Genomic DNA, 24,861 nt, shown 5'->3' with positions numbered 1-24,861 from the left:
CGTACGCCAGGGCGGGCCGCAAACCCGCGCCGCTCAACGCTCGAGCAGTGCCAGCTTTTCCTTCACATCCTTGAATTCGTCGGCTTCCGGCAGCGGTGCTTTCGTCTTTGTGATGCTCGGCCAGCCCTTCGCGAGATCGGCGTTCAGCGGAATGAAGTCCTGCTGGTCGCCCGGCACGTCCTCTTCGGCATAGATCGCATTCACCGGGCACTCGGCGACACACACAGCACAGTCGATGCACTCGTCGGGGTCGATCGCGAGGAAGTTGGGACCTTCGCGAAAGCAGTCCACCGGGCACACATCAACGCAGTCGGTATAGCGGCACTTGATGCAGCTTTCGGTCACAACGTGAGTCATTCAGGCAGCTCCTGCATGCGGTATCTGGGAAGGCGAAACGCCAAAAGCGCTATTGTAGCGTAACGTCAAGAGGCGCATAGGGTAGCGGTCAACAGGGTTTATATCGTTTCGTGATTAGTTTATGGCGTGCGCGGGTTGTCGTCGCCGTCGTGGCTGTGGCTGTGGTTGTGGGGGCGGTTGTGGCTGCGATTGCCGCTGCGGTCAGACTGCTCCGGACGCCACTGCGCTGGCCATTCGGCGGAGCGCACTTCGGGCCGTGGGGCGACGCGCATTCGGGTAACATGAGACAGGTCGGCCCGTCCGAGGCATGGAGCGCCCGCTGTGGCCTTCTCCGATTATTAGCAGTCCGGCTTGCTCAATATGATTATTAATTCGCTGCTCGATACTGATCTGTACAAGTTCACGATGATGCAGGTTGTTCTGCATCATTTCCCCGCAGCGAATGTGGAATACAAGTTCCGCTGCCGGACACCTGATGTCGACCTTGTGCCGTATATCGACGAAATTCGCGATGAGGTTCGCCAGCTCTGCCATCTGCGTTTCTCGGACGACGAGCTCGATTACCTGCGCCGCATGCGCTTTATCAAGGGCGATTTCATCGAGTTTCTCGCGCTTTTCCACCTGAGCGAAAAATACATTTCGATCAAGCCATCGGAGAAGGGCAATGGCGAGATCGACATTGAGATCAAGGGGCCGTGGCTGCATACGATTCTCTTCGAGATTCCGATGCTCGCCATCGTCAACGAGGTGTATTTCCGCAATACGCAGCAGAAGCCGGATTACACCGAAGGTCGCGAACGCCTGCGCGAGAAGATCAAGCTGCTGGGCGCCCGTCCGGAATTCGCGGAATGCAAGATTGCCGACTACGGCACGCGCCGCCGTTTCTCGAAGCAGTGGCACGAAGAGGTGATCCTCACGTTGAAGGATGGCCTCGGGGAGCAGTTCGCGGGCACGAGCAATGTGTTCTATGCGCTGAAACACGGCCTGACGCCGCTCGGCACGATGGCGCATGAGTACCTGCAGGCGTGCCAGGCGCTGGGCCCGCGCCTGCGCGATTCGCAGATCTTCGGCTTCGAAATGTGGGCCAAGGAATATCGCGGCGACCTCGGCATTGCACTGTCGGATGTCTATGGCATGCGGGCGTTCCTGCGCGACTTCGACATGTACTTCTGCAAGCTGTTCGACGGAGCGCGCCACGATTCGGGTGACCCGTTCGACTGGGGCGAACGGCTGCTCAAGCATTACGAGGCGAACCGCTGCGACCCGCGCACGAAGATTCTCGTGTTCTCGGATGCGCTCGATATTCCGAAGGTGCTGCAACTGTACGAACGGTTCCGCGGACGCTGCAAGCTGGCGTTCGGCGTCGGCACCAATCTCACTAACGATCTCGGCTATAACCCGCTGCAGATCGTGATCAAGATGGTCCGCTGCAACGGTCAGCCTGTCGCGAAACTGTCCGATTCGCCGGGCAAGAACATGTGCGACGACAAGGCCTATCTCGCCTATCTGCGTCAGGTGTTCGGCATCGAGACGCCCGAAGAAGAAGCCGCGAAGTAAAGCGATATCGAAGTGCGCGAACATGGCCGTCCGGACGGGTGTTCGCGAGAAGGGCGGCCGGTATAATTCTGTCGATACCGCAAGGTCATGGTCATCGACACGAGGATTGCACATGGACACATCGGTTGCCCGCCGCAACATTCTGGCTCGCATACGTGCAGCGCAGGGCCGCCCGGCCGAGCCTGCCGCATCCGAACGCGAGGCCGCCGCGGATTACCTTGCGCGCCATCCTGAAGGTCCGCGTCCACCGATGCCCGATGACCTCGTCGCACGGTTCGTCGATGAAGCGCGCAGGATGTCGACCACAGTTGAAGAAATCAATACGTTGAACGACGTTCCCGCTGCCGTGCATCGTTATCTTTCGGAGCACGGCCTGCCGGTGCAGGCCATCGCGTGGCAGACGCTGCGCGACCTCGCGTGGGCCGATGCTGGCATGACGGTGGAATTCCGCAAGCCTGAGGATCCCGATCTCGTCGGCATTACCGGCTGTTTTTGCGCGACGGCGGAGACCGGCACGCTGGTACTGCTTTCCGGACCTGAAACGTACGCATCCGCTGGCCTCCTGCCGGAAACGCATGTCGCGATCGTCCCCGCATCCCGCATCGTCGCGGGTCATGAGGACGCGTTTCGCCTGATCCTTGCCGAACGCGGCGAGTTGCCGCGCGCGGTCAATTTTGTGTCCGGACCGTCGCGTACCGGCGATATCGAACAGACCATTGTGCTCGGCGCACATGGCCCTTACCGGGTTCATGCCATTGTCGTACGTGGCGCGTGAAGCGCCGCGCGGCTCGCCCGCAGATCTCAAACCGGATTCTGATATGAAAAGACGTACCGCGTCCCACGCGGGCATGGCGCTTGTCGCCATGCTTGCGACGTTCCCGCAATTCGCTTCTGCTGCCACGCCAGACGGCGCGACGCTTTCCGCGCTCTGGGGCGTGCCGTTTGCTGGCGTGCTGCTTTCGATCGCGATCTTCCCGCTCGTCGCGCCAGCGTTCTGGCATCACCACTTTGGCAAGATCGCGGCGGCGTGGGCAGCCGCATTTCTCGTACCGTTCGCCGTGGCCTTCGGCGCGGACGCCGCGTTCGGCACGCTCGTACATGCGCTGCTCGAAGAATACATACCGTTCATCGTATTGCTTGCCACGCTCTATACCGTAGCGGGCGGCATCTGCGTGCGCGGTAATCTGCATGGCTCGCCACGGCTCAATACGGGCATTCTCGCGCTCGGCACCGTGCTCGCCAGCATCATGGGCACGACGGGCGCGGCGATGCTGCTGATTCGCCCGCTATTGCGCGCGAACGACAACCGCAAGCACGTCGTGCATGTTGTTGTGTTCTTTATCTTTCTGGTCGCCAACGCCGGTGGCTCGCTGTCGCCGCTCGGCGACCCGCCGCTTTTCCTCGGCTTCCTGAACGGCGTGAGCTTTTTCTGGACTACGACGCATCTCGCTCTGCCGATGCTGTTTATCTGCGTCGTCCTGCTTACCGTGTTTTATGCGCTCGATTCCTACTATTTTCGTCGTCGCGAAGAAGCGCGCAAACCGTTCCTCGATCCAACGCCGGATTCGGCGCCGTTCGGTCTCGACGGCAAGATCAATTTCGTGCTGCTTGGCGCGGTGATCGCGCTGGTGCTGATGAGCGGCCTGTGGAAACCGGGCACCGAGTTCAACGTGTTCGGCACGCACGTCGCGCTGCAAAACGCCGTTCGCGACGCCGCGCTGATCGTGGTGACGCTCGTGTCGCTCGCCATCACGCCGCGCGCCGCGCGCGCGGGCAACGATTTCAACTGGGCACCCATCGAGGAAGTGGCGAAACTGTTCGCCGGTATCTTCGTGACGATCGCGCCGGTCATCGTCATCCTGCGCGCGGGCGAGGCCGGTGCGTTCGCGGGCATCGTTCATCTGGTCAACGACGCGTCGGGCCAGCCGCACGACGCGATGTATTTCTGGGCGACGGGTGTGCTGTCGTCGTTTCTGGATAACGCTCCAACCTATCTGGTGTTTTTCAACCTGGCCGGCGGCGACGCGCAGACGCTGATGACCACCGGCGCCACGACGCTCGCGGCGATATCGGCGGGTGCGGTGTTCATGGGCGCGAACAGCTATATCGGCAACGCGCCGAACTTCATGGTGAAAGCGATCGCGGAGTCGCGCGGCGTGCGTATGCCAGGTTTTTTCGCGTATCTCGGCTGGGCTGTGGTCGTGTTGATGCCGGTGTTCCTGGTGACGACCTGGCTGTTTTTCTGATTCCGTGTCGATTCTGTACCTATAGCAACGTAATGAGGCCAGCGCCCGGTACAGGCGGCGCCGGCGGGAAACCCGGAGAATGGCAATGCAGAAGATTCTTGTGGCGCGTCCGATCTTTCCGGACGTGATCGATCGGCTCAAGCAGTATTTTGATGTCGACTGGAATAACGGCGATGTACTCAGCGTCGACGAACTCGCGCGTCGGCTCGCCGACAAGGACGGCGCGCTGACTGCCGGTGACCCGGTGGGCGCGGCCGCACTCGCCGCCGCGCCGCGGCTGCGCGTGGTGGCCAACATGGCCGTCGGCTATAACAATTTCGACATGGCAGCGTTCAACCGCGCGAACGTGCTCGGCACGAATACGCCCGACGTGCTGAACGAATCGACGGCCGATTTCGGCTGGGCGCTGATGATGGCGGCTGCGCGCCGCGTTGCCGAGTCGGAACACTGGTTGCGCGCGGGTCACTGGCAGAAATGGAACTACGACAGTTTCCTCGGCGGCGATGTGTACGGGTCGACTCTCGGCGTCATCGGTATGGGACGCATCGGCCAGGCGCTCGCGCGCCGCGCGCGCGGGTTCAACATGCAGGTGATCTATCACAACCGTTCGCGCGTCGCGCCGGAGATTGAAGCAGATTTGAATGCGCAGTACGTATCGAAGGAAGAACTGCTGCGTCGCGCCGATCACGTCGTGCTCGTGCTGCCATACACGAAGGAAAGCCATCACACGATTGGCGCATCCGAACTTGTCCTGATGAAGCCGACCGCGACGCTGACCAATATCGCCCGGGGCGGTATCGTCGATGACGCGGCGCTCGTGGAAGCATTGCGCGCAAAGCGCATCGCGGCGGCTGGCCTCGACGTTTTCGAAGGCGAACCGAAGCTGAATCCCGACCTGCTCACCGTGCCGAACGTGGTGCTCACGCCGCATATCGCGAGCGCGACGGAAGCCACGCGCCGCGCGATGGCGAATCTCGCGGCGGATAACCTCATCGCGGCGCTCGGCGCGGGTCCGCGCGCCGGCCGGCCGCCCAATCCAATCAATCCTGAAGTGCTGGGGAAAGTGCGTACATGACCACTATTCTGCTCGCGGCCGTCGTCATTCTGGCGGTTGCGCTCGTCATTGCCCTGCTGGTGTTGATGCGCGGCCGTAACGCCGCAAACGGGGAAGATCGCTTCGCCGAACTCGGCGAACGCATGACCGATACCGCTGGCGCGCAGACACGCGCCTATGAACGGCTCGAACGTGAATTGCGCAACGAGATCACAGAAACGGCACGCACATCGCGTCTGGAACTGGCCGGCGGCTTTTCGCAATTCCAGCAGACGCTTGCTTCGCAGCTCACGAGTATCGCGACTGTGCAGAACAGCCAGATCGACGGCTTTGCGCAGCAACTCGTGAAACTCACCGAGTCGAACGCGCAGCAGCTCGAAGCCGTACGGCAAAGTTTGCAGCAGCAGTCGCTGCAGGCGCGGGAAGAGCAGGGTGTGACGCTGAAGCGTTTCGGCGATACGCTGACCATGCAGCTTGGGCAACTGACCGAAGCGAACGACCGGCGCTTTGCCGAAGTGCGCGCGACGATCGAGCAGCGCCTGAAGGACATCGAAGCGAACAACTCGACGAAGCTCGAGGAGATGCGTCGCACGGTCGACGAAAAGCTGCATGCGACCCTCGAACAACGCCTCGGCGAATCGTTCAAGCAGGTGTCGGACCGGCTGGAACAGGTGCATCGCGGGCTGGGCGAGATGCAGACGCTGGCAGCGGGCGTCGGTGACCTCAAGAAGGTGCTGACGAACGTGAAGACGCGCGGCACATGGGGCGAAGTGCAACTCGAAGCACTGCTCGAGCAGTTGCTGACGGCCGATCAGTATGCGAAGAACGTCGCGACGATTCCGAAAAGTGGCGACCGCGTCGAATTCGCGATCAAGCTCCCGGGCCGGCACGATTCGGGCGACGGCGTCGCCATCCCCGTATGGCTGCCGATCGACGCAAAATTCCCGCGCGAGGATTACGAGCGTCTGATCGAAGCGCAGGAGCGGGCTGATCCGGTGGCCGTCGAAGAAGCATCGCGCGCGCTCGAAGCACGCATTCGAGCCGAGGCGCGCACGATCGCGGAGAAATACGTATCGCCGCCGCACACGACCGATTTCGCGTTGCTGTTCCTGCCGACCGAAGGGCTCTATGCCGAGATCCTGCGTCGCCCCGGTCTCACCGATCTTTTGCAGCGTGACTATCGCGTGACGATCGCTGGCCCGACGACGCTGACCGCGTTGCTGAACAGTCTGCAGATGGGCTTCCGCACACTTGCCATCGAGAAGCGTTCGAGCGAGGTCTGGCAGGTGCTGGGCGCGGTGAAGACGGAGTTCGGCAAGTTCGGCGACGTGCTGGCGAAGACGAAGTCGCAACTGGAAACCGTCACGCGTTCGATCGAACAGGCGGAAACGCGCACGCGTGTCATGAACCGCAAATTGCGCGACGTCGAAGCGTTGCCAGGAGAGGAGGCGAGCGGTCTGCTGGGCGACGCGCTTTCAGGCGCGGATGCGGACGAACCGTGACGCAGGTCCATGCGCGCTGCGTCTGGTGAGCCGCGCGCATGAAACGCTTTGACGCCGGCGATCAGGCAGGGCGGTCAAAAGCGACCTCGCCATACGAGCGTGGGTGACGGAAATCAGCTTGCCCCGGCATTACCCGACGTCGCGAAAATCAGTCCGCCTTGACGCCGCCCGACGCCGCCAGCCGTTCGAGCGCATCGCCCGTCATGCGCACGATGCGCCAGTCGGGCATCACGCTTGCGCCCATCTTCTCGTAGAAGTCGATGGCCGGCTGGTTCCAGTCCAGCACGGACCATTCGAAGCGTCCGCACTGGCGTTCGACGGCCAGTGCCGCGAGATGCTGCAGCATCGCGGTGCCAAGGCCCGTACCGCGTTGCGACGGTTGCACGTACAGATCTTCGAGATACAACCCGCGGCGGCCGAGAAACGTCGAGAAGTTGTGGAAGAACAGCGCGAAGCCGACGATGCGTCCGTCCGCTTCCGCGACCAGCGCTTCCGACGACGGCTTGTCGCCGAACAGCGCATCGTGCAGACCTTGCTCGGTGGCGACGAACAGATGCGTGAGCTTTTCAAACTCGGCCAGCTCGTAGATCAGCGCGAAGATCGCGCTGATATCGGCGGGCGTCGCTGCGCGGATGTTCGCGGCCATTACGCTTCTTCCGGCGCGTCGGACAGATGGATCTCGATGCCGCCGAAGCGCGACGCAACCCAGTTGTACGCGTGGCAGGCAATCCACAGCAGGATGAAGCCGAGAATTGCGTTCAGAAGCAGTGCGCTGAACACGGTACTCAGTTCGACCGAGCCATAGCGGATGAACGCGACCAGTACGCCCAGCAGCACGATCGGCACGCTGAACGTCAGATAGACCAGGATCAGCGCCTTGGCGGTCTGTCCCGGCGCGATGAAGGAGATCTGCTTTTTCATTTGAATCAAACCCGCTGGTCGTAGTGGTTTCGTGGAGATGAGGTGTTCAGACGAGGCCGTCGAACAACATGATGTCGACGGCGTCGCCTGCATCGATGTCGGATTGCTCGTGAGCGAGCATGAGGAAACAGTTCGCTTCGCTCATCGAGCTGAGCACGCCGGAGCCTTGCGAGCCGGTTGGCGTGACGCGCCACTGGCCGTACTCATCGCGCGTCGCGACGCCGCGCTGGAACTCGGTGCGCCCCGCACGTTTGCGAATGGCCTGCGTGCTGGTTGCCGTGATCACCGGCTGCGGCGGCACCGTGGCGCCCGACATGACGATGAGCGCTTCGCGCACGATCTGGTAGAAGGTCACCATGACCGCGACCGGGTTGCCCGGCAGGCCGAAGAACAGCGCCGGCTGACCGGCGCCCGGCCGGCCGCCCGACCAGACGCGCCCGAACGCGAGCGGCCGCCCTGGGCGCATCGCGAGACTCCAGAACGCGACGTCGCCGAAGGTGCGCACCAGCTGCTTCGTGAAATCCGCTTCGCCGACCGACACGCCGCCGGACGTCAGGACGACGTCCGCGCTTTCGGCGGCGTTGCGCAAGGCCGCTTCGAGCGCGGCCGGTTCATCGCGGACGACGCCGAGATCGAGCGCGACGATGTTCATCCGGCGCAGCATCGCGAAAAGCGTGTGACGGTTGCTGTCGTACACGCAACCGGGATCGAGCGGCTCACCGAGCGAGCGCAGTTCGTCGCCGGTCGAAAAGAACGCGACACGCAGACGTCGGCGGACTGACACTTCACCGATGCCGAGCGACGCCAGCAGGCCGAGGTCGGACGCACGCACGACGCGGCCTGCGCGCAGCGCGGGCTGGCCCTGCGCGAGGTCTTCGCCGGCGAGGCGGCGGTTTGCGCCGCACGTCAACGCGTTCGCGGGGAAATGGATCGTCTCGCCTTCGCGAGTCACGACTTCCTGCGGCACGACGGTGTCGCAGCCGGACGGGATCAGCGCGCCGGTCATCACGCGCACGCATTCGCCTGTCTTGATCGTGCGCTCGAACGCGTGGCCTGCGAGCGCCTTCCCGGCGACCCGCAATCCGATCGTGCCCGGTTGGCCCGTAAGCGATGCGCCGGCGAGCAACGCGCCGTCGAACGCGTAGCCGTCCATCGCCGAGTTGTCGTGCGCGGGTACGCTGATCGGCGAAACGATGTCTTCAGCCAGCACGCGATCGAGCGCGTCGTGCAGCGGCACGCGTTCGACGGCCGTCACGGGGCTCGCCCACTCGCGCACGATTGCCTGCGCCGAGGAAACAGGCAGCGCGTGAGGGTCGTACTGGACGATACAACGTGAAAAGTCGTTAGGCGTGGTCATGGGTGGAGAAGCGTCGCGGCCGGATGCGGGTCCGGCGATCGTCTCGTGACGCGTGCGGCCGGAGGCGGCTTTTGCAGCTGCGCAAGGTCTTATGCCCGTTCGAGATCGGCGAGTTCCTGCAAGGAGTTGGCATTGTAAAACGCGCGCCCGTCCGCAAAGGCGACTTCGACGGTCGTGTGGCGCGCGTACCACGCGCGGACCTTGCGCTCGCCAGCCGCCAGAAAGGCCGCGAGATCGTCGGCGAGCGATGTGCGTAACAGCGCGATCACCGGGTGCATCGAGACTTCGCCATTCACATTGCGGGTCGTGGCTGTGGCAATGTCGGCCGTGTTGGCTTCGAGTGCCTCCGCCAGGTGCCGGGCGAGATCGGCGGGCAGATTCGGCGTGTCGCAGGGCGCACTCAGCACGAACTCCGTTTTCGCCGCGCGCAGCCCAGCCAGCAGTCCGGCCAGCGGGCCCGGGAAATCCGGCAACGTGTCGCCGATGACCGTCGCGCCGAATGGCTCGCCCAGTTCGGCGTAGCGGTCGGCATGGCGATTGGCGCTGATCAACAGCGGCCCGGTCTGCAGCGCGAGGCGTCTCAGCGCATGAAGCGCAAGCGGCTCGCCGTGCAGCCGTTGCAGGCCCTTGTCGAGGCCGCCCATGCGCGTACCGCGTCCGCCTGCGAGAACGAGTCCGGTGATCTGTCCGGTGGGGATCGACATGAACGCGACGGCCTCAGCCGCCGATGTACGACATTTCGACGCGCCGCTCGTCCGTCGCGTTCGGCGTCGCGCTGGCGCTGCCGCGCAGCTGCGAATAGCGGTCGGCGCGCGTGTGCCAGATACGGGCCACCGCGGTGGCGATGTCGGCGTCGCTGGCGCCATTGCGCACCAGCGCGCGCAGATCGTGTCCGGACGAGGCGAACAGGCACAGGTAAAGCTTGCCTTCGGTCGACAGCCGCGCGCGCGTGCAGCTTCCGCAGAACGCACGCGTGACGCTGGAGATGACACCGATCTCACCGTTGCCGTCGGCGTAACCCCAGCGCTGGGCGGTCTCAGCGGCGCTATGCGCTTCGAGCGGCACAAGGGGAAGGTCCGCATCGATGCGCGCGACGACGTCGGCGGAAGGCAGGACTTCGGCCATATTCCAGCCGTTCGACGTGCCGACGTCCATGTATTCAATGAAACGCAGTACCGCGCCTGTGCCCCTGAAGTGGCGCGCCATCGGGACGATTTCGGTGTCGTTCGTGCCGCGCTTCACGACCATGTTCACCTTGAGGGGCGCGAGGCCGACCCCGTGCGCCGCTTCAATGCCTTTCAGCACGTCGTCGACCGAGAAGTCGGCGTCGTTCATCCGGCGGAATAACGCATCGTCGAGCGCGTCGAGACTGACGGTGACGCGCGTCAGGCCCGCGTCCTTCAGACTTTGCGCCTTGCGGGCGAGCAGCGATCCATTGGTGGTGAGCGTGAGATCGAGCGGACGGCCATCGGCTGTTTTCAGCGCGGCGAGGCGTTCGATGAGGAATTCGAGGTTCTTGCGCAGCAGCGGTTCGCCGCCCGTCAGACGGATTTTTTCCACGCCATGTTCGACGAATATGCGCGCGAGGCGCTCGATTTCCTCAAACGTGAGCAGGGCGCCGTGCGGCAGGAACGGATAGTCCTTGTCGAAAACCGCGCGCGGCATGCAGTAGACACACCGGAAGTTGCAGCGATCGGTGACCGAGATGCGCAGGTCGCGTAGCGGCCGGGCAAGCGTATCCGTCAGCTCGCCACGCGGCGCGTGCGCGGGACCGGAGAAATCCGGAATCGCGCTGACATCGGCAACAGGGATGATGCGTCGGGACATGATCGCTTTTATGTCGGCTAGATATTCATTCTAGCGGAAACGGGGTGCTCGCTGCCCCCGGCCTGCGCGACATGGGGACATACCTGGTATCGGCGCTGGCGCACGCCAGGCGCGCGTGTCCTGCCCAAAAAACAAAAAGCCCGCCGGTGAGGGCGAGCTTTCTGTATCCAGCGGTGAAGCTTACTGCGAGTGCTTTGCGGTTTCGACCTGCTGCATCGGCGCGCTGTCGACCGGCGGAAGCGGCTTGCGCTCGCGTGCGACGCGTGCTGGCTTGACGGTCTGGGCCGCCGCTTCCTGCGCGGCGCGCAGCTTGTCGGCGTCCGTGTTCACCCAGACGAGACCGGCCTTTTCGAGCACGGGCTGGAGGGCTTCGGCCGACAGACCGTTCGAGCGCGATGCTTCGCGTGCCACGACCGGGGCTGCGGCTACCGGCACCTGAACTGCAGCGACGGGCGCTTCCACTGCGGCAACCGGCACTTCAACAGCGACCGGTTGCGGTTCGGCGCGGACCTCGGCTTGCGGCGCCGGAACGACAGCGACGGCTTCGATACCTGCGTCGTGAACCGGCGCGGGCATTGGTTCAGCTTGCGTTTCGACGACCAGCGCTGCCGTGTGCGCAACCTGCCCGGCCTGCGCGACCGCTTCGCTGACAGCCGGTGCAACGGGCGCCGCGGGTGCAACCGGAGCAACCGGAGCAACCGGAGCAACCGGAGCAACTTCCACCGGAGCCGGTTCGACGTAAGCCGCTGCCGGCGCTTCAACTGCTGGCGCAGCATGAGCAACCGGTGCTTCATCGGCTGGCACGACCGTCTCCGACTTCACAGCTTTTTCGACAGCGAGAGCCGGTGTTTCGGCCGACGCGTGCAGTTCAGAGACGACGGCGGTTTGCGTCGCGACTGCTGCGACGGCGGCTTCCACCGGCGTCACATCGTTTGCTTCGCTACGTTCGACGCGCTGTTCCGGCATACGCACCGGGGCATCGGCTGCGGCGCCGACAGTATCGCCTTCTGCTTCGGCGACATCGGCGGCCAGATTGACGTTCGAGCCGTCTTCCTCGCGCTCGCGACGACCACCGCGACGACCGCGACGGCGACGGCGACGCTCTTCGCCATCGCGCGCAACCGCTTCCTGATCGACCGGAGCACCGCCCTCAGTGACATCTGCCTGTACCGGCAGGGCCGCTTCCAGTGCTGCGTCCTGATTCAGCGCTTCCACGCCTTCCTGCGGCTGGCGGGTGCGACGCTCGCCACGCTCACCCCGTTCGCGGCGCTCGCCGCGTTCCTGGCGTTCGCCACGCTCGGCGCGCTGTGCACCTTCGTTTGCTTCTACGCGTTCGCCGCGTTCCTGACCACGCTCGCCACGGCCATCGCGACCTTCGCGCGGCTCACGGCCTTCACGTGCCTCACGCGGCTCGCGACCGTTGCGCGGCTCACGCGGCTCACGTGCTTCACGCGGTTCACGTTGCTCGCGCGGTTCGCGTGCCTCACGGCCTTCGCGACCTTCACGCGGCTCGCGGCCTTCGCGTTCCTGACGCTGCGCCGGTTGACCCTGACGGCCACCGGTCGCGCCTTCACCACGGCCGGCCGCATCGCGACCCCCTGCGCCACCGCGACGATTGCGGTTGCGATCGCCACCACGCTCACCCGTACGCTCGCCACGCTCCGCACGTTCACCACGTGCCGGACGCGTCGGCTTTTCGGCCTGAGCCGGTGCCGGAGCAGGCGCTGCCGGCGCCACGCCGAACAGGTTCTTCAGCCAGCCGATGAAACCGCCCCCTGCCGGCGTCACGGCGACAGGCGCCGGAGATGCCGCTGCCGGCCTGACAGGCGCGCTCGGTGCCGGCTTTTCGGGCGTGATGCCCTTGACCGCTGCTTCCTGCTTCGGCTTCACTTCTTCGGTGCGCTTGCTGTAACCGGTTTCCGATTCCAGTTCACGGGCCGCTTCTTCGGCCATCTTCCACGAAGCACGCGGATCGTCGAGGCGCGCATCGTCGTGACGCAGGCGCTCGAGCTTGTAGTGCGGCGTGTCGAGGTGCTTGTTCGGGATCAACACGACGTTGACCTTGAAGCGCGATTCGATCTTGTTGATTTCCGCGCGCTTTTCGTTCAGCAGGAAGGCGGTCACTTCGACCGGCACCTGGCAATGAATGGCCGCGGTGTTTTCCTTCATCGCTTCTTCCTGAATGATCCGCAGCACCTGCAGCGCGGACGATTCGGTATCGCGGATGTGGCCCGTGCCGTTACAGCGCGGGCACGTCACGTGGCTGCCTTCCGACAGCGCCGGACGCAGACGCTGACGCGACAGTTCCATCAGGCCAAAGCGCGAGATCTTGCCCATCTGGACACGCGCACGGTCGTGCTTCAGCGCGTCTTTCAGGCGCTGCTCGACTTCGCGCTGGCTCTTGGCCGATTCCATATCGATGAAGTCGATCACGATCAGGCCGCCCAGGTCGCGCAGACGCAACTGGCGGGCCACTTCGTCGGCGGCTTCGAGGTTGGTGCGCGCGGCGGTTTCCTCGATGTCGGCGCCCTTGGTGGCGCGGGCCGAGTTCACGTCGATCGCGACGAGCGCTTCGGTGTGGTCGATCACGATCGCGCCGCCCGACGGCAGCGGCACCGTACGCGAGTACGCCGTTTCGATCTGGTGTTCGATCTGGAAGCGCGAGAAAAGCGGCACATCGTCGTGATACCGCTTCACCTTGCTGACATTGTCCGGCATCACGATGTCCATGAAGGCGCGTGCCTGGTCATGGATTTCGGTGGTGTCGATCAGGATTTCGCCGATATCCGGCTGGAAGTAATCGCGAATCGCGCGGATAACCAGGCTCGATTCGAGATAAATCAGCATCGGTTGACCCGACGAGCCGCTTTGCGACGCAGCTTCGATCGCGCGCCACAGCTGCATCAGGTAGTTCAGGTCCCACTGCAGCTCTTCGGCGGAACGGCCGATCCCGGCCGTGCGCGCGATGATGCTCATGCCTTCCGGCAGTTGCAGTTGCGCCATGGTTTCGCGCAGCTCCTGACGGTCGTCGCCTTCGATCCGGCGCGAGACGCCGCCGCCGCGCGGATTGTTCGGCATCAGCACGAGGTAACGGCCGGCCAGCGAGATGAACGTGGTGAGGGCTGCGCCCTTGTTGCCGCGTTCTTCCTTTTCGACCTGAACGATCAGTTCCTGGCCTTCGCGCAGCGCATCCTGGATGCGTGCGGAGCGCATGTCGACGCCGTCACGGAAATACTGGCGGGCGACTTCCTTGAACGGCAGAAAACCGTGGCGATCTTCGCCGTAGTTGACGAAACAGGCTTCGAGCGACGGCTCGATGCGGGTAATGACGCCCTTGTAGATATTGCCTTTGCGCTGTTCGCGGCCGGCGGTTTCGATATCGATATCGATGAGTTTTTGCCCATCGACGATGGCGACGCGCAGTTCTTCCTGCTGCGTCGCATTAAACAGCATGCGTTTCATTGAACGGCTCCAGAGCGGCTCTGCCTGCCCGCGTTCCGGTTGTCAGCCAGAACGTCGAGGACAGCGGCATGCCGCGCCTTATTGTGTTTTCACAAGCACGCTGGAGCGGGAACGATGGTGGGAGAATTGCCAGATACGGCCGGTCCGGCATACGGACACGGAGCCGCTGGGCACACGCGAATACGGCTTCAAATAACGGCACGACACGCCGCGGGTTCTGGCAGTCCGACCTGCATCGCCTTCATGTGTCCTTCCGGCGCGCCAGCTATGCGCAGGACCATCCGGACGAAGGCTGCGGCCATGCCGCAGCGGGAAGCTTGCTCAAAACGCCCGACTTCCCACTCGGGGTGTCTCACCTCATTTTGACGTCGCCATGTCCCGCACTCTCTGCAGGACGCGCTCGGGCGCACGCCGTATATTCGCAACCAGGAGCATCACGCGGGGCCATCAGACCGCCCGCGACCTACGCTCACCGGATAAATTCTTTTTTACCAACATTCCGTTACCGTCGGAACCGACCGTGACCGAACGCGCCTGTGGGCGCCGTCCCTGCCGGGTGCTGATTCCGCGCGTGCAACTCGCTGCATCTCATTTTCAGGGTGAGCAGCCAGACCCCGGCGCAAGTAAAATAACGGTTTATCGCTTGCACCTGCGCAATCCGCCCGCATTCCGGCGCGATACGCCGGTTAAATGCACCGGTCCAATGCGCCGGCCTTGCAGACTGCTGGGCAAATTATATTCATAATGAAAGAGTTAGGCAAAATATCCCAGAAATCGCTCAACAGCGGGGTCGCAAGCGACCAGGTCTCGATGGTCGAGATCGACGACGGCGCGGCCGGACAGCGCATCGACAACTTCCTTTTGCGCGTCTGTAAAGGCGTGCCCAAAAGCCATATCTACCGGATCCTGCGCAGCGGCGAAGTGCGGGTGAATAAGGGTCGGGTCGATGCCCAATATCGCCTGCAACTGGGTGATCTGGTCCGTGTGCCGCCGATCCGGATCGCGCAGGGCACCGAAGCTACCGCGCACGCGCCGGTGCCGTCTGCGGACTTCAAGATCCTCTTCGAAGACGATCACATGCTCGTGATCGACAAACCGGCCGGCGTCGCCGTCCACGGTGGCAGTGGTGTTGCCTTTGGCGTCATCGAACAGATGCGCGAGGCGCGTCCGCAGGCGAAATTCCTCGAACTGGTGCATCGGCTCGACCGGGAGACGTCCGGCGTGCTGATGCTCGCGAAAAAAAGGGCGGCACTCGTCGGCCTGCACGAACAGATTCGCGAGAACCAGATGGACAAGCGGTACTATGCGTGCGTCCACGGCGACTGGGCGAGCGACTGGGGGCGTCGGCGCGCGGTGAAGGAACCGCTGCACAAATATCTGACCCCGGAAGGCGAGCGGCGCGTGCGCGTGCAGCCGGACGGCCTGCCGTCGCATACGGTGTTCAATCTGATCGATCGCTGGCCTGAATACGCGCTGCTCGAGGCGGAACTGAAGACGGGCCGCACGCATCAGATTCGCGTGCATCTGCAGCATCTGGGGCTGCCGATCGTCGGCGACGCCAAATATGGCGACTTCGCGCTGAACAAGGCGCTGGCGCGCTCGAACGCGAATCCGGGGCTCAAGCGTATGTTTTTGCACGCTTACCGGCTGAAGCTCAAGCATCCCGCCACCGGCGACACGCTGCAGTTCGATGCGCCGCTGCCGGCGGAATGCCGGCGCTTCGTCGACCAGCTGACTGCATTACGTGATCAACCACATAACGAGACGAACACGCATGGCTCGAGAGCAATTTGACCTGATCGTTTTTGACTGGGACGGCACCTTGATGGATTCGACCGCCCACATCACGCGCAGCATCCAGGCAGCGTGTCGCGATCTTGGTCTGCCCGTGCCTGGCGACGAGGCCGCGAGCTATGTGATCGGTCTGGGCCTGCGCGACGCGCTCCAGATCGCTGCGCCGACGCTCGATCCGGCTGACTATCCGCGCCTTGCCGAGCGCTATCGCTTTCACTATCTGGTCAAGGATCAGATCACCGAGCTGTTCGACGGCGTGCGCGAAATGCTGCAGGAATTGCGGGAGACAGGTTACCTGTTGGCCGTCGCGACGGGCAAAAGCCGCGTCGGGCTGAACCGTGCACTCGACCAGAGCCGCCTGACGAGCCTGTTCGACGGCACGCGCTGCGCCGACGAAACGTTCTCCAAACCGCATCCCGCGATGCTGCATGAACTCACGCGCGAACTGGGGCAGGATCTGGCGCGAACCGTCATGGTGGGCGATACGACGCACGATCTGCAGATGGCGATCAACGCGGGTGTCGCAGGGATCGGCGTGGGATATGGCGCACATCCGGCCGCGTCGCTGACGGCGCTCACGCCGAAATTTGTCGCCGACAGCGTCGGCTCCCTGTCTTCCTGGCTGCGCGAAAACGCATGAGCTGCGCGACGAACGATCCGGTCAGGATCTGTGCCTCCGATGAGCTGGTCGACGGCGGCGCCGGCGTGCGTCACGCCGCGACCTACGGCGGTGGGGAGGCAATTGTATTCTTCGTACGTTACGATGGCCGCGCGTACGGCTACCTGAATCGCTGCGCGCACGTACCGATGGAGCTCGACTGGTCCGAAGGGCAGTTCTTCGAATCGTCCGGTTTATACTTGATGTGCGCTACGCACGGTGCGATTTATGCGCCGGACACCGGTCGGTGTGTCGGCGGTCCGTGTCGTGGCGGCAGGCTGCGTCCCGTCGAGGTCGACGAACGCGACACGCCTGAAGGCCGCGCCGTGTTCTGGCTTCCGGACGACCATTTGCGTCCGGTCACCCCTTGACCCTTCTTCCTGCGACGCATGGCCGACAATCAAAATCCTGACCCCATCGAACCCGCTGGTTCGGAGCGACGCCCGCCCGGGTCGGAGCCCGGCTGGGAGCGCGCCGCGCTCGAGCGCATTGCGCTCGCCGCCATCACTGAACAGCGCGCGGCACGGCGCTGGAAAATCTTTTTCCGCTTCGTGTTTCTCGCGGTGCTTGCGCTGCTGGTGTGGGGCGTGTTCGACTTCAGCGGCGAACATGTGTCGACGACCGGGCGGCACACGGCGCTCGTGTCGCTGGACGGCGAGATTTCGTCCGATACGAACGCGAACGCGGAAGACATCGACACCGCGCTCGCTAACGCATTCGACGACGACGGCACGGCCGGCGTGATCCTGCGCATCAACAGCCCGGGCGGCAGCCCGGTGCAGGCGGGCATCATCAACCGCGAGATTCGCCGTCTGCGTGGCAAATATCCGTCCATTCCGCTGTATGTCGTGGTCGATGATATGTGCGCGTCGGGTGGCTATTACGTGGCGGCCGCGGCGGACAAGATCTATGTCGACAAGGCGAGCATCGTCGGTTCGATCGGCGTGCTGATGGACGGATTTGGCTTTACCGGGCTGATGGACAAGCTTGGTGTGCAGCGCCGGCTGCACACGTCGGGAGAGAACAAGGGATTTTTCGATCCGTTCTCGCCGGAGACGCCGAAGATGGACGTCCATGCCCAGCAGATGCTCGACCAGATCCATGCGCAGTTCATCGACGCGGTGCGTCAGGGCCGCGGCAAGCGTCTTCATGAGACGCCGGATGTGTTCTCGGGCCTTTTCTGGACGGGCCAGGAGAGCATCGAACTGGGTCTTGCGGACGCCCTTGGCGATACGGACTACGTCGCGCGCGAGGTGATCAAGGCGCCGGATATCGTTGACTATACGGTCAAGGAAAGCATCACCGATCGCGTCGCGAAAAAGTTCGGCGCGGCCGTGGGTGCGGCGGGCGTGCACGCGATGATCGCGGGCGGGAAGTTGAGCCTGCGCTGATCGACAGGCGTGTGGACGGCGCGGTCTGGTTGACTGGCGTGCGCCCCGACCGCCGTCGCGCTTGTCGCTTAAACCGCCAGCAGCAGGAAAATTGCCGGACGCTTGTGCAGATCGATGGCCGGCGCCTTCTTCCAGTCGGCTACCGGGCGGCTCGCGATGGTTTCCTCGGGCAACGTCAGATCGACCGCAACACACACGAGCGTCGAGGGCGCGCAGGTCGCGATCAACGTATCCAGCAGCGCGCGGTTCCGGTAGGGCGTCTCGATGAAGATCTGCGTCTGCTTCGCCTTGCGCGACTGCTGTTCGAGTTCACGCAGACGCTTCGCCCGTTCCGCCGCATCGACCGGCAGGTAGCCGTGAAACGCAAAGCTCTGGCCGTTCAGGCCGGACGCCATCAGCGCCAGCAGAATCGAACTCGGCCCGACCAACGGCACGACCTTGACGCCGCGCTCGTGCGCGCGCCGCACGAGCAGCGCACCGGGATCGGCGACCGCCGGGCATCCCGCTTCGGAAACAAGACCGGCATCCGTGCCGGCGAGGATCGGCGCCAGCAGCTTTTCGATCTCGCCAGCCGGCGTGTTGACGTTCAGTTCGCGAATCTCGATTTCCTGAATCGGCCGTTCGGTGCCGACTTTCTTCAGGAATGCCCGGGTCGTCTTCGCGTTTTCGCCGATGTAGTAGTGCAGTGCGGCTGCCTGCGCGCGAACCGGCGCGGGAAGGACCGCTGCGAGTGCGTCCGCGTCGCCTTCGCCGAGGGTGTTGGGGATCAGGTAGAGAACGCCGCTCATCGTGCACCAAAAAGTGGGTAACCGGCCGCGAGGAGCATGCGGGTGAGCGCGATCAGCGGAAGGCCGATCAGCGCAGTCGGATCGTCCGACTCGATCGCTTCGAGAAGCGCGATGCCGAGCCCTTCCGATTTTGCGCTGCCCGCGACGTCGTAGGGCGTTTCTGCTCGCAGATAGGCTTCCAGATCGGTGTCCGGCATGTTCCGGAACCGCACATGCGTGACGACGTCGAGCGTTTGGGCTGCGCCGGAACCGCTGTCGAACAGGCACAGCGCACTATGAAACAGCACTTCGCGGCCGCGCATCGCCTGTAGTTGGGCGAGCGCTTTCTCGTGCGTGCCTGGTTTGCCGATCTGGAGGCCATCGTAAGTGGCGACCTGATCGGAACCGATGACGAGCGTGCGCGCCTCGCCCGCAGCATGAAGCGCCACGACGGCGCGCGCCTTGGCTTCGGCGAGCCGCAACGCGGTTGTCTCGGGGCTTTCGTCGGCAAGCGGCGTCTCGTCGATATCCGGCACGATGACATCGAACGGGATCCGCAGGCGTTCAAGCAGTTCGCGGCGATAGCGTGAACTCGACGCGAGAACGAGGCGGGGCGGGCGATTCAGGGAATCTGACATGTTCAACCAAAGGCTGGAATGGCGGGTCGCAAACGGGATTCCGGATGCGGACTTAAGTGTTTGACTCGAAAAGACAAAACGGATAAGATCTCGGGCTTTTCATCGGTATGTTATTTGCGCGTCGGTTGAACGGTTGCGTAGCATGACATGCCGGATCTTCCCGGCCGAAAGCCTCGCCGACGCAGGAGCGCACATGACTGAACATCCTGGCAAACCTGCAGGTCCCGCTGCCATTCTCGATCCGCGCGAACTCGATCTGTTCGAATTCGCGCGCAGTGGTCGGCAGGCTGCGGGTGTGGTGCGCGTCTCGCAACTGCCGCGCATGTTAAACGAAGTCCCGTCCGAGGCGCCAGATCGCGATACCGCGTTCACCTGGCAGGCGGAAGGGTCGACGCAGCCGGAATTGCAGGACGACGGCACCGAAGGGCCGCAGCCTTACCTGCGGCTCGCGCTTCACGGTGCGGCCTGGCTGGTTTGTCAGCGTTGTCTGGCCCCGTATGAGCAGGCGTTCAACGTCGATGCGATATACCGGGTCGTCAACACTGAGGAAGAAGCGGAGGAATTTCCGCTTGATGAGGATGAAGTCGAGGTGATCGTGGGCTCGCGCCAGTTCGATCTCGTCGAGTTGATCGAAGAGGAATTGCTGCTTTCGCTGCCGCTGGTGCCGAAGCACGATGTTTGCCCTGAGGTTCACGAAAGTCTGGTCTCGGGTGTAAGCGGTGCGGATGCTGAGGGCGACGAAGCGGCGCGGGACGAAGCTGAAGAGGGTGGCGAACCCGAGCGGCCGAATCCATTTGCGGCGCTCAAAGGGCTCAAGCGGGGCGGCCCGGGCGGCGAAAAGCACTGAACAGTTGCATGGGAGCGCGACGGTATATCGGCGTTCTGGCCATTCGGCCAGTGGCGATTGCCGTATCGGGCTGTGTTAGAATTCGGAAAATTTTTAGGAGTTATCATGGCAGTTCAACAAAACAAGAAGTCGCCGTCGAAGCGCGGCATGCACCGCTCGCACGATTTCCTCGGCGCAGCACCGCTGGCTGTCGAACCGAGCACGGGTGAAGTGCATCTGCGTCACCACGTTAGCCCGAACGGCTACTATCGCGGCAAGAAAGTCGTCAAGACGAAGAACGACTAATCGTTCTCGACTCGTCGCTTCATCGCGTTGCGTTCAATGACGTGTCGCATGGCGATCAGCTCGCTTGACATTTTCCCGGCTCGACAAAAAGGCGGCATTCAACTGCCGCTTTTTTGTGCCTGAAATTCGTCGCATTCCATGACTGTAAAGCTCACGATCGATTGCATGGGAGGCGACCACGGCCCGTCCGTGACCGTTCCCGCGGCTGTCAACTTCGTTCGTTCGCATCCCGACGCGCACCTGATGCTCGTCGGCATCGAAACCGCGATCCGGGCCCAGCTGAAGAAGTTGAAGGCGCTGGACGAGCCCGCGCTGACGGTCGTCGCGGCCAGCGAGATCGTCGCCATGGATGATCCGGTTGAAGTTGCGCTGCGCAAGAAAAAAGACTCGTCGATGCGCGTTGCGCTGAACCGGGTCAAGGACGGCGAAGCGCAAGCCTTCATCTCCGCGGGCAATACCGGCGCGCTGATGGCGGTTTCCCGTTACGTGCTGAAGACGCTTCCGGGCATCGAGCGCCCGGCGATCGCGTTCGCCCTGCCGAACCGGACAGGCTACACGATGATGCTGGACCTTGGCGCCAACGTCGATTGCGAACCGCAGCATCTGTTGCAGTTTGCCGAGATGGGTCACGCACTCGTGTCCGCGCTTGAAGGCAAGGAGCATCCGACCATCGGTCTGCTCAACATCGGCGAAGAAGTCATCAAGGGCAATGAGACGATCAAGCGCGCCGGCGAACTGCTGCGCGCAAGCACGCTCAACTTCCGCGGCAATGTCGAAGGTGACGATATCTATAAAGGTACCGTCGATGTGATCGTCTGTGATGGCTTCGTCGGCAATGTCGCGCTGAAGACGTCGGAAGGGCTCGCGCAGATGCTTTCCGATATCATCAAGGAAGAGTTCGGCCGTTCGTGGCTGACGAAGTTGATGGCTGTTCTCGCATTGCCTGTATTGATGCGTTTCAAGAAACGTGTCGACCACCGGCAATACAACGGCGCGGCGCTTCTCGGGCTGCGCAGTCTCGTGATCAAAAGCCACGGTTCGGCGGACGCCTACGCGTTTGAGTGGGCGATCAAACGCGGGTATGATGCCGTCAAAAACGGCGTGCTGGAACGCCTTGCGTCCGCGATGGAAGAGAATGCGGGTCCTCTCGAACAGGCGGTGCGCGGGGTTATCCCCGGGGTTACCCCGGAAGCAGGCGGCGCAGGTCACACAAGCCCGGTCGCCGGCCAGCCAGCCGAGCCCTACGCTCCGCAATCCTCGAAGGCATAATGGCTCAATCGACTATTTATTCCCGCGTGCTGGGCACCGGCAGCTATCTGCCGCCTGGCCGCGTCACGAATCAGGATCTGGCTGAACGTCTCGCAAAGCAGGGTGTCGAGACGAGCGACGAGTGGATCGTCGCGCGCACGGGTATCCATGCCCGCCATTTCGCTGAACCCAACGTCACCACCAGCGATCTCGCCCTGATCGCCTCGCAACGTGCGATCGAGGCCGCTGATGTCGACCCGCAGTCCATCGATCTCATCATCGTCGCCACGTCCACGCCGGATTTCGTGTTTCCGAGCACGGCGTGTCTGTTGCAGAACAAACTCGGCATCAAGAACAACGGTGCGGCGTTCGACGTGCAGGCCGTGTGTTCCGGCTTCGCCTACGCAGTGGCCACTGCCGACAGTTTCATTCGCAGCGGCCAGCATCGCACGGCACTGGTGATCGGCGCGGAGACGTTCTCGCGCATTCTCGATTTCAATGACCGTACCACCTGCGTGCTGTTCGGCGACGGCGCCGGCGCCGTCATCCTGCAGGCGTCCGAAGAGCCAGGCGTGCTTGCAAGCGCGCTTCACGCTGACGGTAGCCATTCGAACATCCTGTGCACGCCGGGCAACGTGAATGGTGGCGTGGTCGCGGGCAGCGCGTTCCTGTATATGGATGGCCAGGCGGTGTTCAAGCTTGCCGTCAATGTACTGGAAAAGGTCGCCGTCGAAGCGCTGGCCAAAGCCAACCTCACGCCGGACCAGATCGACTGGCTGATTCCGCATCAGGCCAACATCCGCATCATGCAGAGCACGTGCCGCAAGCTCGGCCTCCCGCAGGAGCGCATGGTCGTCACCGTCGGTGAGCATGGCAACACATCGGCGGCATCGATTCCGCTCGCGTTCGACGTCGCGGTTCGCGACGGGCGCATCAAGCGCGGACAGAACGTGCTGATCGAAGGTGTCGGCGGCGGCTTCACGTGGGGCGCATCGGTTATCCGCTACTGAGCGACGGTTTCGCGTCTGCGGGCGGCGTATCGCTGCCGCGCGCAACGTCCGGTAGCGCGGTCCCGATCGCGTCAGCCCACCTCTCATCGAATTTTGAGGACGATATGAAATTTGCGTTCGTTTTCCCTGGCCAGGGCTCGCAGTCGGTCGGGATGCTCAATGCGTTCGCCGATCACGCCATCGTGCGCGAGACGGTCCAGGAAGCGTCCGACGCGCTTGGTCAGGATCTCGGCAAGCTGATCGCCGAAGGTCCGGTCGAGGATCTGAATCTCACTACCAATACCCAACCGGTCATGCTGACCGCCGCGTACGCGATCTACCGCGCGTGGCAGGCGGCGGGTGGCCCGGCGCCGGCGATCGTCGCGGGCCATAGTCTCGGCGAATACACGGCGCTCGTCGCCGCGGGCGCGCTGTCTTTCCGCGACGCCGTGCCGCTCGTACGTTTCCGCGCACAGGCTATGCAAACAGCAGTGCCGGTCGGGCAGGGCGGCATGGCCGCGATTCTCGGCCTCGACGACGACACGGTGCGCGCAGTGTGCGCAGAAGCGTCGTCGGCAGGCGTCGTGGAGGCGGTGAATTTCAACGCGCCTTCGCAGGTGGTCATTGCCGGTCACAAGGCGGCCGTTGAAAAGGCGTGTGAAGTTGCGAAGGCGAAGGGCGCGAAACGTGCGTTGCCGCTGCCGGTGTCGGCGCCGTTCCACTCGTCGCTGCTGAAACCTGCTTCCGACCAGTTGCGCGCGTATCTGGCGAACGTCGAAGTTCAGGTGCCGAAGGTTCCGGTCATCAACAACGTCGACGTTGCTGTGGTCATGGAACCAGCCGGCATCAAGGATGCGCTCGTGCGTCAGGCCGCAGGCGCTGTGCGCTGGGTGGAATGCGTGCAGGCGATGGCCGGTCAGGGCGTCACGCACGTGATCGAATGTGGCCCGGGCAAGGTGCTGGCAGGTCTGACGAAGCGCATCGACGGCAACCTCATCGGCGCTTCGATTGTCGACCCGGCATCGCTCGACGAAGCGCTCAAGCTCGCAACGGCGTAGTCGCTCTCTACACGCCACGCCAGGTCACTCAGATTCAACGATTTCAGCCCGCAACCCGCGGGCCATCCGGACACCAAGATGGAAAAGACTCTCGACAGGCAGATCGCGATTGTGACGGGCGCCTCGCGCGGCATCGGCCGTGCAATTGCGCTTGAACTGGCGCGCCAGGGCGCGACCGTGATCGGCACGGCCACCAGCGAATCGGGCGCGAACGCGATTACCGAAGCGTTCAAGGCTGAAGGCGTGAATGGCCGAGGCGCTGTGCTGGACGTGAACGACGCATCGGCAGCGGAAGCGCTGATTGAGGGCACGGTCAAGGAATTCGGCGCGCTCAACGTGCTCGTGAACAACGCCGGCATCACGCAGGACCAGCTGGCGATGCGCATGAAGGACGACGAGTGGGATGCGGTGGTCGACACCAACCTCAAGTCGGTTTTCCGTCTGTCGCGCGCGGTGCTGCGCCCGATGATGAAAGCGCGTGGCGGCCGGATCATCAACATTACGTCGGTCGTGGGCTCGGCGGGCAATCCGGGGCAGGTGAACTACGCTGCCGCGAAGGCTGGCGTCGCCGGCATGACCCGGGCGCTGGCGCGCGAAATCGGTAGCCGCAACATCACGGTGAATTGCGTCGCGCCGGGTTTTATCGATACCGATATGACGAAAACCCTGCCGGAAGAGCAGCAGACTGCCCTCAAGACGCAGATTCCGCTTGGCCGTCTGGGTAGCCCGGAAGACATCGCTCACGCCGTCGCATTTCTCGCTTCACCGCATGCTGGCTACATCACGGGCACGACGCTGCACGTGAATGGTGGCATGTATATGTCGTAAAAGTTTTCGTTTTTCATCCAGGGCTCATACCTTTCGGGTAAACGTGCTTTGGATGGCTGATCAGCAACCGTGCGC

General features: G+C 63.4%; 24 protein-coding genes. 15 read left to right on the top strand and 9 right to left on the bottom strand.

The window, feature by feature from the left end:
• Nucleotides 1-33: 33 nt before the first annotated feature.
• Nucleotides 34-357 (bottom strand): ferredoxin FdxA, encoded by a 324-nt coding sequence (fdxA, locus tag P3T16_RS13505; RefSeq protein WP_429256833.1) that lies wholly within the window; start codon nucleotides 355-357, stop codon nucleotides 34-36.
• Between the two features lie 360 nt (nucleotides 358-717).
• On the opposite strand from fdxA, the gene pncB reads away from it, so the two are divergent.
• The 5 genes from pncB (at nucleotide 718) to P3T16_RS13480 (ending at nucleotide 6,716) form a co-directional block, all read left to right on the top strand.
• Nucleotides 718-1,914 (top strand): nicotinate phosphoribosyltransferase, encoded by a 1,197-nt coding sequence (gene pncB / locus P3T16_RS13500; RefSeq protein ID WP_429256942.1) that lies wholly within the window; start codon nucleotides 718-720, stop codon nucleotides 1,912-1,914.
• A gap of 112 nt (nucleotides 1,915-2,026) precedes the next feature.
• Complete coding sequence (locus P3T16_RS13495; RefSeq protein ID WP_429342672.1) at nucleotides 2,027-2,689, top strand: LutC/YkgG family protein; 663 nt, start codon at nucleotides 2,027-2,029, stop codon at nucleotides 2,687-2,689.
• Nucleotides 2,690-2,732: 43 nt separating this feature from the next.
• A complete protein-coding gene (locus tag P3T16_RS13490) occupies nucleotides 2,733-4,160 on the top strand; it encodes a sodium:proton antiporter (protein ID WP_429342671.1) in 1,428 nt (475 codons plus the stop codon).
• A gap of 85 nt (nucleotides 4,161-4,245) precedes the next feature.
• The gene (locus P3T16_RS13485; RefSeq protein ID WP_429342670.1) at nucleotides 4,246-5,235 is read left to right on the top strand and encodes a 2-hydroxyacid dehydrogenase; all 990 of its coding nucleotides are present in this window, start codon (nucleotides 4,246-4,248) and stop codon (nucleotides 5,233-5,235) included.
• Entirely contained in the window at nucleotides 5,232-6,716 is a 1,485-nt protein-coding gene (locus P3T16_RS13480; protein ID WP_429256829.1) for a DNA recombination protein RmuC, read from the top strand. Before P3T16_RS13485 ends, P3T16_RS13480 begins: the two co-directional genes overlap by 4 nt.
• Nucleotides 6,717-6,864: 148 nt before the next feature.
• Here P3T16_RS13480 and P3T16_RS13475 read toward each other — a convergent pair whose 3' ends face one another.
• The 6 genes from P3T16_RS13475 to P3T16_RS13450 form a co-directional block, all read right to left on the bottom strand.
• Nucleotides 6,865-7,362 (bottom strand): N-acetyltransferase family protein, encoded by a 498-nt coding sequence (locus P3T16_RS13475; protein WP_429342669.1) that lies wholly within the window; start codon nucleotides 7,360-7,362, stop codon nucleotides 6,865-6,867.
• Nucleotides 7,362-7,637 carry a hypothetical protein gene (locus P3T16_RS13470; protein ID WP_331595941.1) on the bottom strand — a complete coding sequence of 92 codons (276 nt, stop codon included), beginning with the start codon at nucleotides 7,635-7,637 and terminating at the stop codon, nucleotides 7,362-7,364. The genes P3T16_RS13475 and P3T16_RS13470 overlap by 1 nt, the downstream gene beginning before the upstream one ends.
• A 46-nt stretch (nucleotides 7,638-7,683) precedes the next feature.
• Nucleotides 7,684-8,994, bottom strand: coding sequence for a molybdopterin molybdotransferase MoeA (gene moeA / locus P3T16_RS13465; protein WP_429342668.1), 1,311 nt, complete (start codon nucleotides 8,992-8,994; stop codon nucleotides 7,684-7,686).
• Between the two features lie 89 nt (nucleotides 8,995-9,083).
• Nucleotides 9,084-9,698, bottom strand: coding sequence for a molybdenum cofactor guanylyltransferase MobA (gene mobA / locus P3T16_RS13460; protein ID WP_429342667.1), 615 nt, complete (start codon nucleotides 9,696-9,698; stop codon nucleotides 9,084-9,086).
• A gap of 13 nt (nucleotides 9,699-9,711) precedes the next feature.
• Entirely contained in the window at nucleotides 9,712-10,821 is a 1,110-nt protein-coding gene (gene moaA, locus P3T16_RS13455; RefSeq protein ID WP_429342666.1) for a GTP 3',8-cyclase MoaA, read from the bottom strand.
• A 180-nt stretch (nucleotides 10,822-11,001) separates the two neighbouring features.
• Nucleotides 11,002-14,283 carry an Rne/Rng family ribonuclease gene (locus tag P3T16_RS13450; RefSeq protein WP_429342665.1) on the bottom strand — a complete coding sequence of 1,094 codons (3,282 nt, stop codon included), beginning with the start codon at nucleotides 14,281-14,283 and terminating at the stop codon, nucleotides 11,002-11,004.
• 744 nt (nucleotides 14,284-15,027) lie between these two features.
• Between P3T16_RS13450 and P3T16_RS13445 the strand changes: the two genes are divergently transcribed.
• The 4 genes from P3T16_RS13445 to P3T16_RS13430 are packed head-to-tail and all read left to right on the top strand — an operon-like array spanning nucleotide 15,028 to nucleotide 18,126.
• Nucleotides 15,028-16,077, top strand: coding sequence for an RluA family pseudouridine synthase (locus P3T16_RS13445; protein WP_429342664.1), 1,050 nt, complete (start codon nucleotides 15,028-15,030; stop codon nucleotides 16,075-16,077).
• Nucleotides 16,058-16,717 carry an HAD-IIIA family hydrolase gene (locus P3T16_RS13440; RefSeq protein WP_429342663.1) on the top strand — a complete coding sequence of 220 codons (660 nt, stop codon included), beginning with the start codon at nucleotides 16,058-16,060 and terminating at the stop codon, nucleotides 16,715-16,717. Before P3T16_RS13445 ends, P3T16_RS13440 begins: the two co-directional genes overlap by 20 nt.
• The gene (locus P3T16_RS13435) at nucleotides 16,714-17,106 is read left to right on the top strand and encodes a Rieske (2Fe-2S) protein (protein WP_429256821.1); all 393 of its coding nucleotides are present in this window, start codon (nucleotides 16,714-16,716) and stop codon (nucleotides 17,104-17,106) included. The genes P3T16_RS13440 and P3T16_RS13435 overlap by 4 nt, the downstream gene beginning before the upstream one ends.
• A gap of 18 nt (nucleotides 17,107-17,124) precedes the next feature.
• Nucleotides 17,125-18,126: a S49 family peptidase gene (locus P3T16_RS13430; protein WP_429256820.1), complete on the top strand. Its 1,002-nt coding sequence runs from the start codon at nucleotides 17,125-17,127 to the stop codon at nucleotides 18,124-18,126.
• A 68-nt stretch (nucleotides 18,127-18,194) separates the two neighbouring features.
• Here the strand turns inward: P3T16_RS13430 and P3T16_RS13425 are convergent, their stop codons facing one another.
• Both P3T16_RS13425 and P3T16_RS13420 read right to left on the bottom strand, forming a co-directional pair.
• On the bottom strand, nucleotides 18,195-18,914 hold the full coding sequence (locus P3T16_RS13425; RefSeq protein ID WP_429256819.1) for an SAM-dependent methyltransferase: 720 nt from the start codon (nucleotides 18,912-18,914) through the stop codon (nucleotides 18,195-18,197).
• The gene (locus tag P3T16_RS13420) at nucleotides 18,911-19,531 is read right to left on the bottom strand and encodes a Maf-like protein (RefSeq protein WP_429342662.1); all 621 of its coding nucleotides are present in this window, start codon (nucleotides 19,529-19,531) and stop codon (nucleotides 18,911-18,913) included. The genes P3T16_RS13425 and P3T16_RS13420 overlap by 4 nt, the downstream gene beginning before the upstream one ends.
• 193 nt (nucleotides 19,532-19,724) lie before the next feature.
• On the opposite strand from P3T16_RS13420, the gene P3T16_RS13415 reads away from it, so the two are divergent.
• From P3T16_RS13415 to fabG, 6 genes are all read left to right on the top strand, one after another.
• Nucleotides 19,725-20,378, top strand: a complete 654-nt coding sequence (locus P3T16_RS13415) for a DUF177 domain-containing protein (protein WP_429256817.1) — start codon at nucleotides 19,725-19,727, stop codon at nucleotides 20,376-20,378.
• Nucleotides 20,379-20,483: 105 nt separating this feature from the next.
• Complete coding sequence (gene rpmF / locus P3T16_RS13410) at nucleotides 20,484-20,663, top strand: 50S ribosomal protein L32 (protein WP_061149014.1); 180 nt, start codon at nucleotides 20,484-20,486, stop codon at nucleotides 20,661-20,663.
• A gap of 138 nt (nucleotides 20,664-20,801) precedes the next feature.
• Complete coding sequence (plsX, locus tag P3T16_RS13405) at nucleotides 20,802-21,932, top strand: phosphate acyltransferase PlsX (protein WP_429342661.1); 1,131 nt, start codon at nucleotides 20,802-20,804, stop codon at nucleotides 21,930-21,932.
• On the top strand, nucleotides 21,932-22,921 hold the full coding sequence (locus tag P3T16_RS13400) for a beta-ketoacyl-ACP synthase III (RefSeq protein WP_429256815.1): 990 nt from the start codon (nucleotides 21,932-21,934) through the stop codon (nucleotides 22,919-22,921). The genes plsX and P3T16_RS13400 overlap by 1 nt, the downstream gene beginning before the upstream one ends.
• A gap of 104 nt (nucleotides 22,922-23,025) precedes the next feature.
• The gene (gene fabD, locus P3T16_RS13395) at nucleotides 23,026-23,958 is read left to right on the top strand and encodes an ACP S-malonyltransferase (RefSeq protein ID WP_429342660.1); all 933 of its coding nucleotides are present in this window, start codon (nucleotides 23,026-23,028) and stop codon (nucleotides 23,956-23,958) included.
• A 78-nt stretch (nucleotides 23,959-24,036) separates the two neighbouring features.
• On the top strand, nucleotides 24,037-24,786 hold the full coding sequence (fabG, locus tag P3T16_RS13390) for a 3-oxoacyl-ACP reductase FabG (protein WP_429342659.1): 750 nt from the start codon (nucleotides 24,037-24,039) through the stop codon (nucleotides 24,784-24,786).
• Nucleotides 24,787-24,861: the final 75 nt, after the last annotated feature.

The sequence above is a fragment of the Paraburkholderia sp. GAS42 genome (genome assembly GCF_050436565.1).
Lineage (GTDB): Bacteria > Pseudomonadota > Gammaproteobacteria > Burkholderiales > Burkholderiaceae > Paraburkholderia.
This window is presented reverse-complemented; position numbering and strand designations above follow the sequence as displayed.

Excerpts from the sequence above, each read along its gene's own strand:
- mobA (WP_429342667.1), bottom strand. The coding sequence starts at position 9,698 with ATGTCGATCCCCACCGGACAGATCACCGGACTCGTTCTCGCAGGCGGA.
- P3T16_RS13485 (WP_429342670.1), top strand. The coding sequence starts at position 4,246 with ATGCAGAAGATTCTTGTGGCGCGTCCGATCTTTCCGGACGTGATCGAT.
- P3T16_RS13480 (WP_429256829.1), top strand. The coding sequence starts at position 5,232 with ATGACCACTATTCTGCTCGCGGCCGTCGTCATTCTGGCGGTTGCGCTC.
- P3T16_RS13425 (WP_429256819.1), bottom strand. The coding sequence starts at position 18,914 with ATGAGCGGCGTTCTCTACCTGATCCCCAACACCCTCGGCGAAGGCGAC.
- P3T16_RS13415 (WP_429256817.1), top strand. The coding sequence starts at position 19,725 with ATGACTGAACATCCTGGCAAACCTGCAGGTCCCGCTGCCATTCTCGAT.
- P3T16_RS13490 (WP_429342671.1), top strand. The coding sequence starts at position 2,733 with ATGAAAAGACGTACCGCGTCCCACGCGGGCATGGCGCTTGTCGCCATG.
- moaA (WP_429342666.1), bottom strand. The coding sequence starts at position 10,821 with ATGTCCCGACGCATCATCCCTGTTGCCGATGTCAGCGCGATTCCGGAT.
- pncB (WP_429256942.1), top strand. The coding sequence starts at position 718 with ATGATTATTAATTCGCTGCTCGATACTGATCTGTACAAGTTCACGATG.
- P3T16_RS13475 (WP_429342669.1), bottom strand. The coding sequence starts at position 7,362 with ATGGCCGCGAACATCCGCGCAGCGACGCCCGCCGATATCAGCGCGATC.
- fabD (WP_429342660.1), top strand. The coding sequence starts at position 23,026 with ATGAAATTTGCGTTCGTTTTCCCTGGCCAGGGCTCGCAGTCGGTCGGG.
- P3T16_RS13450 (WP_429342665.1), bottom strand. The coding sequence starts at position 14,283 with ATGAAACGCATGCTGTTTAATGCGACGCAGCAGGAAGAACTGCGCGTC.
- P3T16_RS13430 (WP_429256820.1), top strand. The coding sequence starts at position 17,125 with ATGGCCGACAATCAAAATCCTGACCCCATCGAACCCGCTGGTTCGGAG.
- rpmF (WP_061149014.1), top strand. The coding sequence starts at position 20,484 with ATGGCAGTTCAACAAAACAAGAAGTCGCCGTCGAAGCGCGGCATGCAC.
- plsX (WP_429342661.1), top strand. The coding sequence starts at position 20,802 with ATGACTGTAAAGCTCACGATCGATTGCATGGGAGGCGACCACGGCCCG.
- P3T16_RS13495 (WP_429342672.1), top strand. The coding sequence starts at position 2,027 with ATGGACACATCGGTTGCCCGCCGCAACATTCTGGCTCGCATACGTGCA.
- P3T16_RS13420 (WP_429342662.1), bottom strand. The coding sequence starts at position 19,531 with ATGTCAGATTCCCTGAATCGCCCGCCCCGCCTCGTTCTCGCGTCGAGT.
- P3T16_RS13470 (WP_331595941.1), bottom strand. The coding sequence starts at position 7,637 with ATGAAAAAGCAGATCTCCTTCATCGCGCCGGGACAGACCGCCAAGGCG.
- P3T16_RS13400 (WP_429256815.1), top strand. The coding sequence starts at position 21,932 with ATGGCTCAATCGACTATTTATTCCCGCGTGCTGGGCACCGGCAGCTAT.
- P3T16_RS13435 (WP_429256821.1), top strand. The coding sequence starts at position 16,714 with ATGAGCTGCGCGACGAACGATCCGGTCAGGATCTGTGCCTCCGATGAG.
- moeA (WP_429342668.1), bottom strand. The coding sequence starts at position 8,994 with ATGACCACGCCTAACGACTTTTCACGTTGTATCGTCCAGTACGACCCT.
- fdxA (WP_429256833.1), bottom strand. The coding sequence starts at position 357 with ATGACTCACGTTGTGACCGAAAGCTGCATCAAGTGCCGCTATACCGAC.
- fabG (WP_429342659.1), top strand. The coding sequence starts at position 24,037 with ATGGAAAAGACTCTCGACAGGCAGATCGCGATTGTGACGGGCGCCTCG.
- P3T16_RS13445 (WP_429342664.1), top strand. The coding sequence starts at position 15,028 with ATGAAAGAGTTAGGCAAAATATCCCAGAAATCGCTCAACAGCGGGGTC.
- P3T16_RS13440 (WP_429342663.1), top strand. The coding sequence starts at position 16,058 with ATGGCTCGAGAGCAATTTGACCTGATCGTTTTTGACTGGGACGGCACC.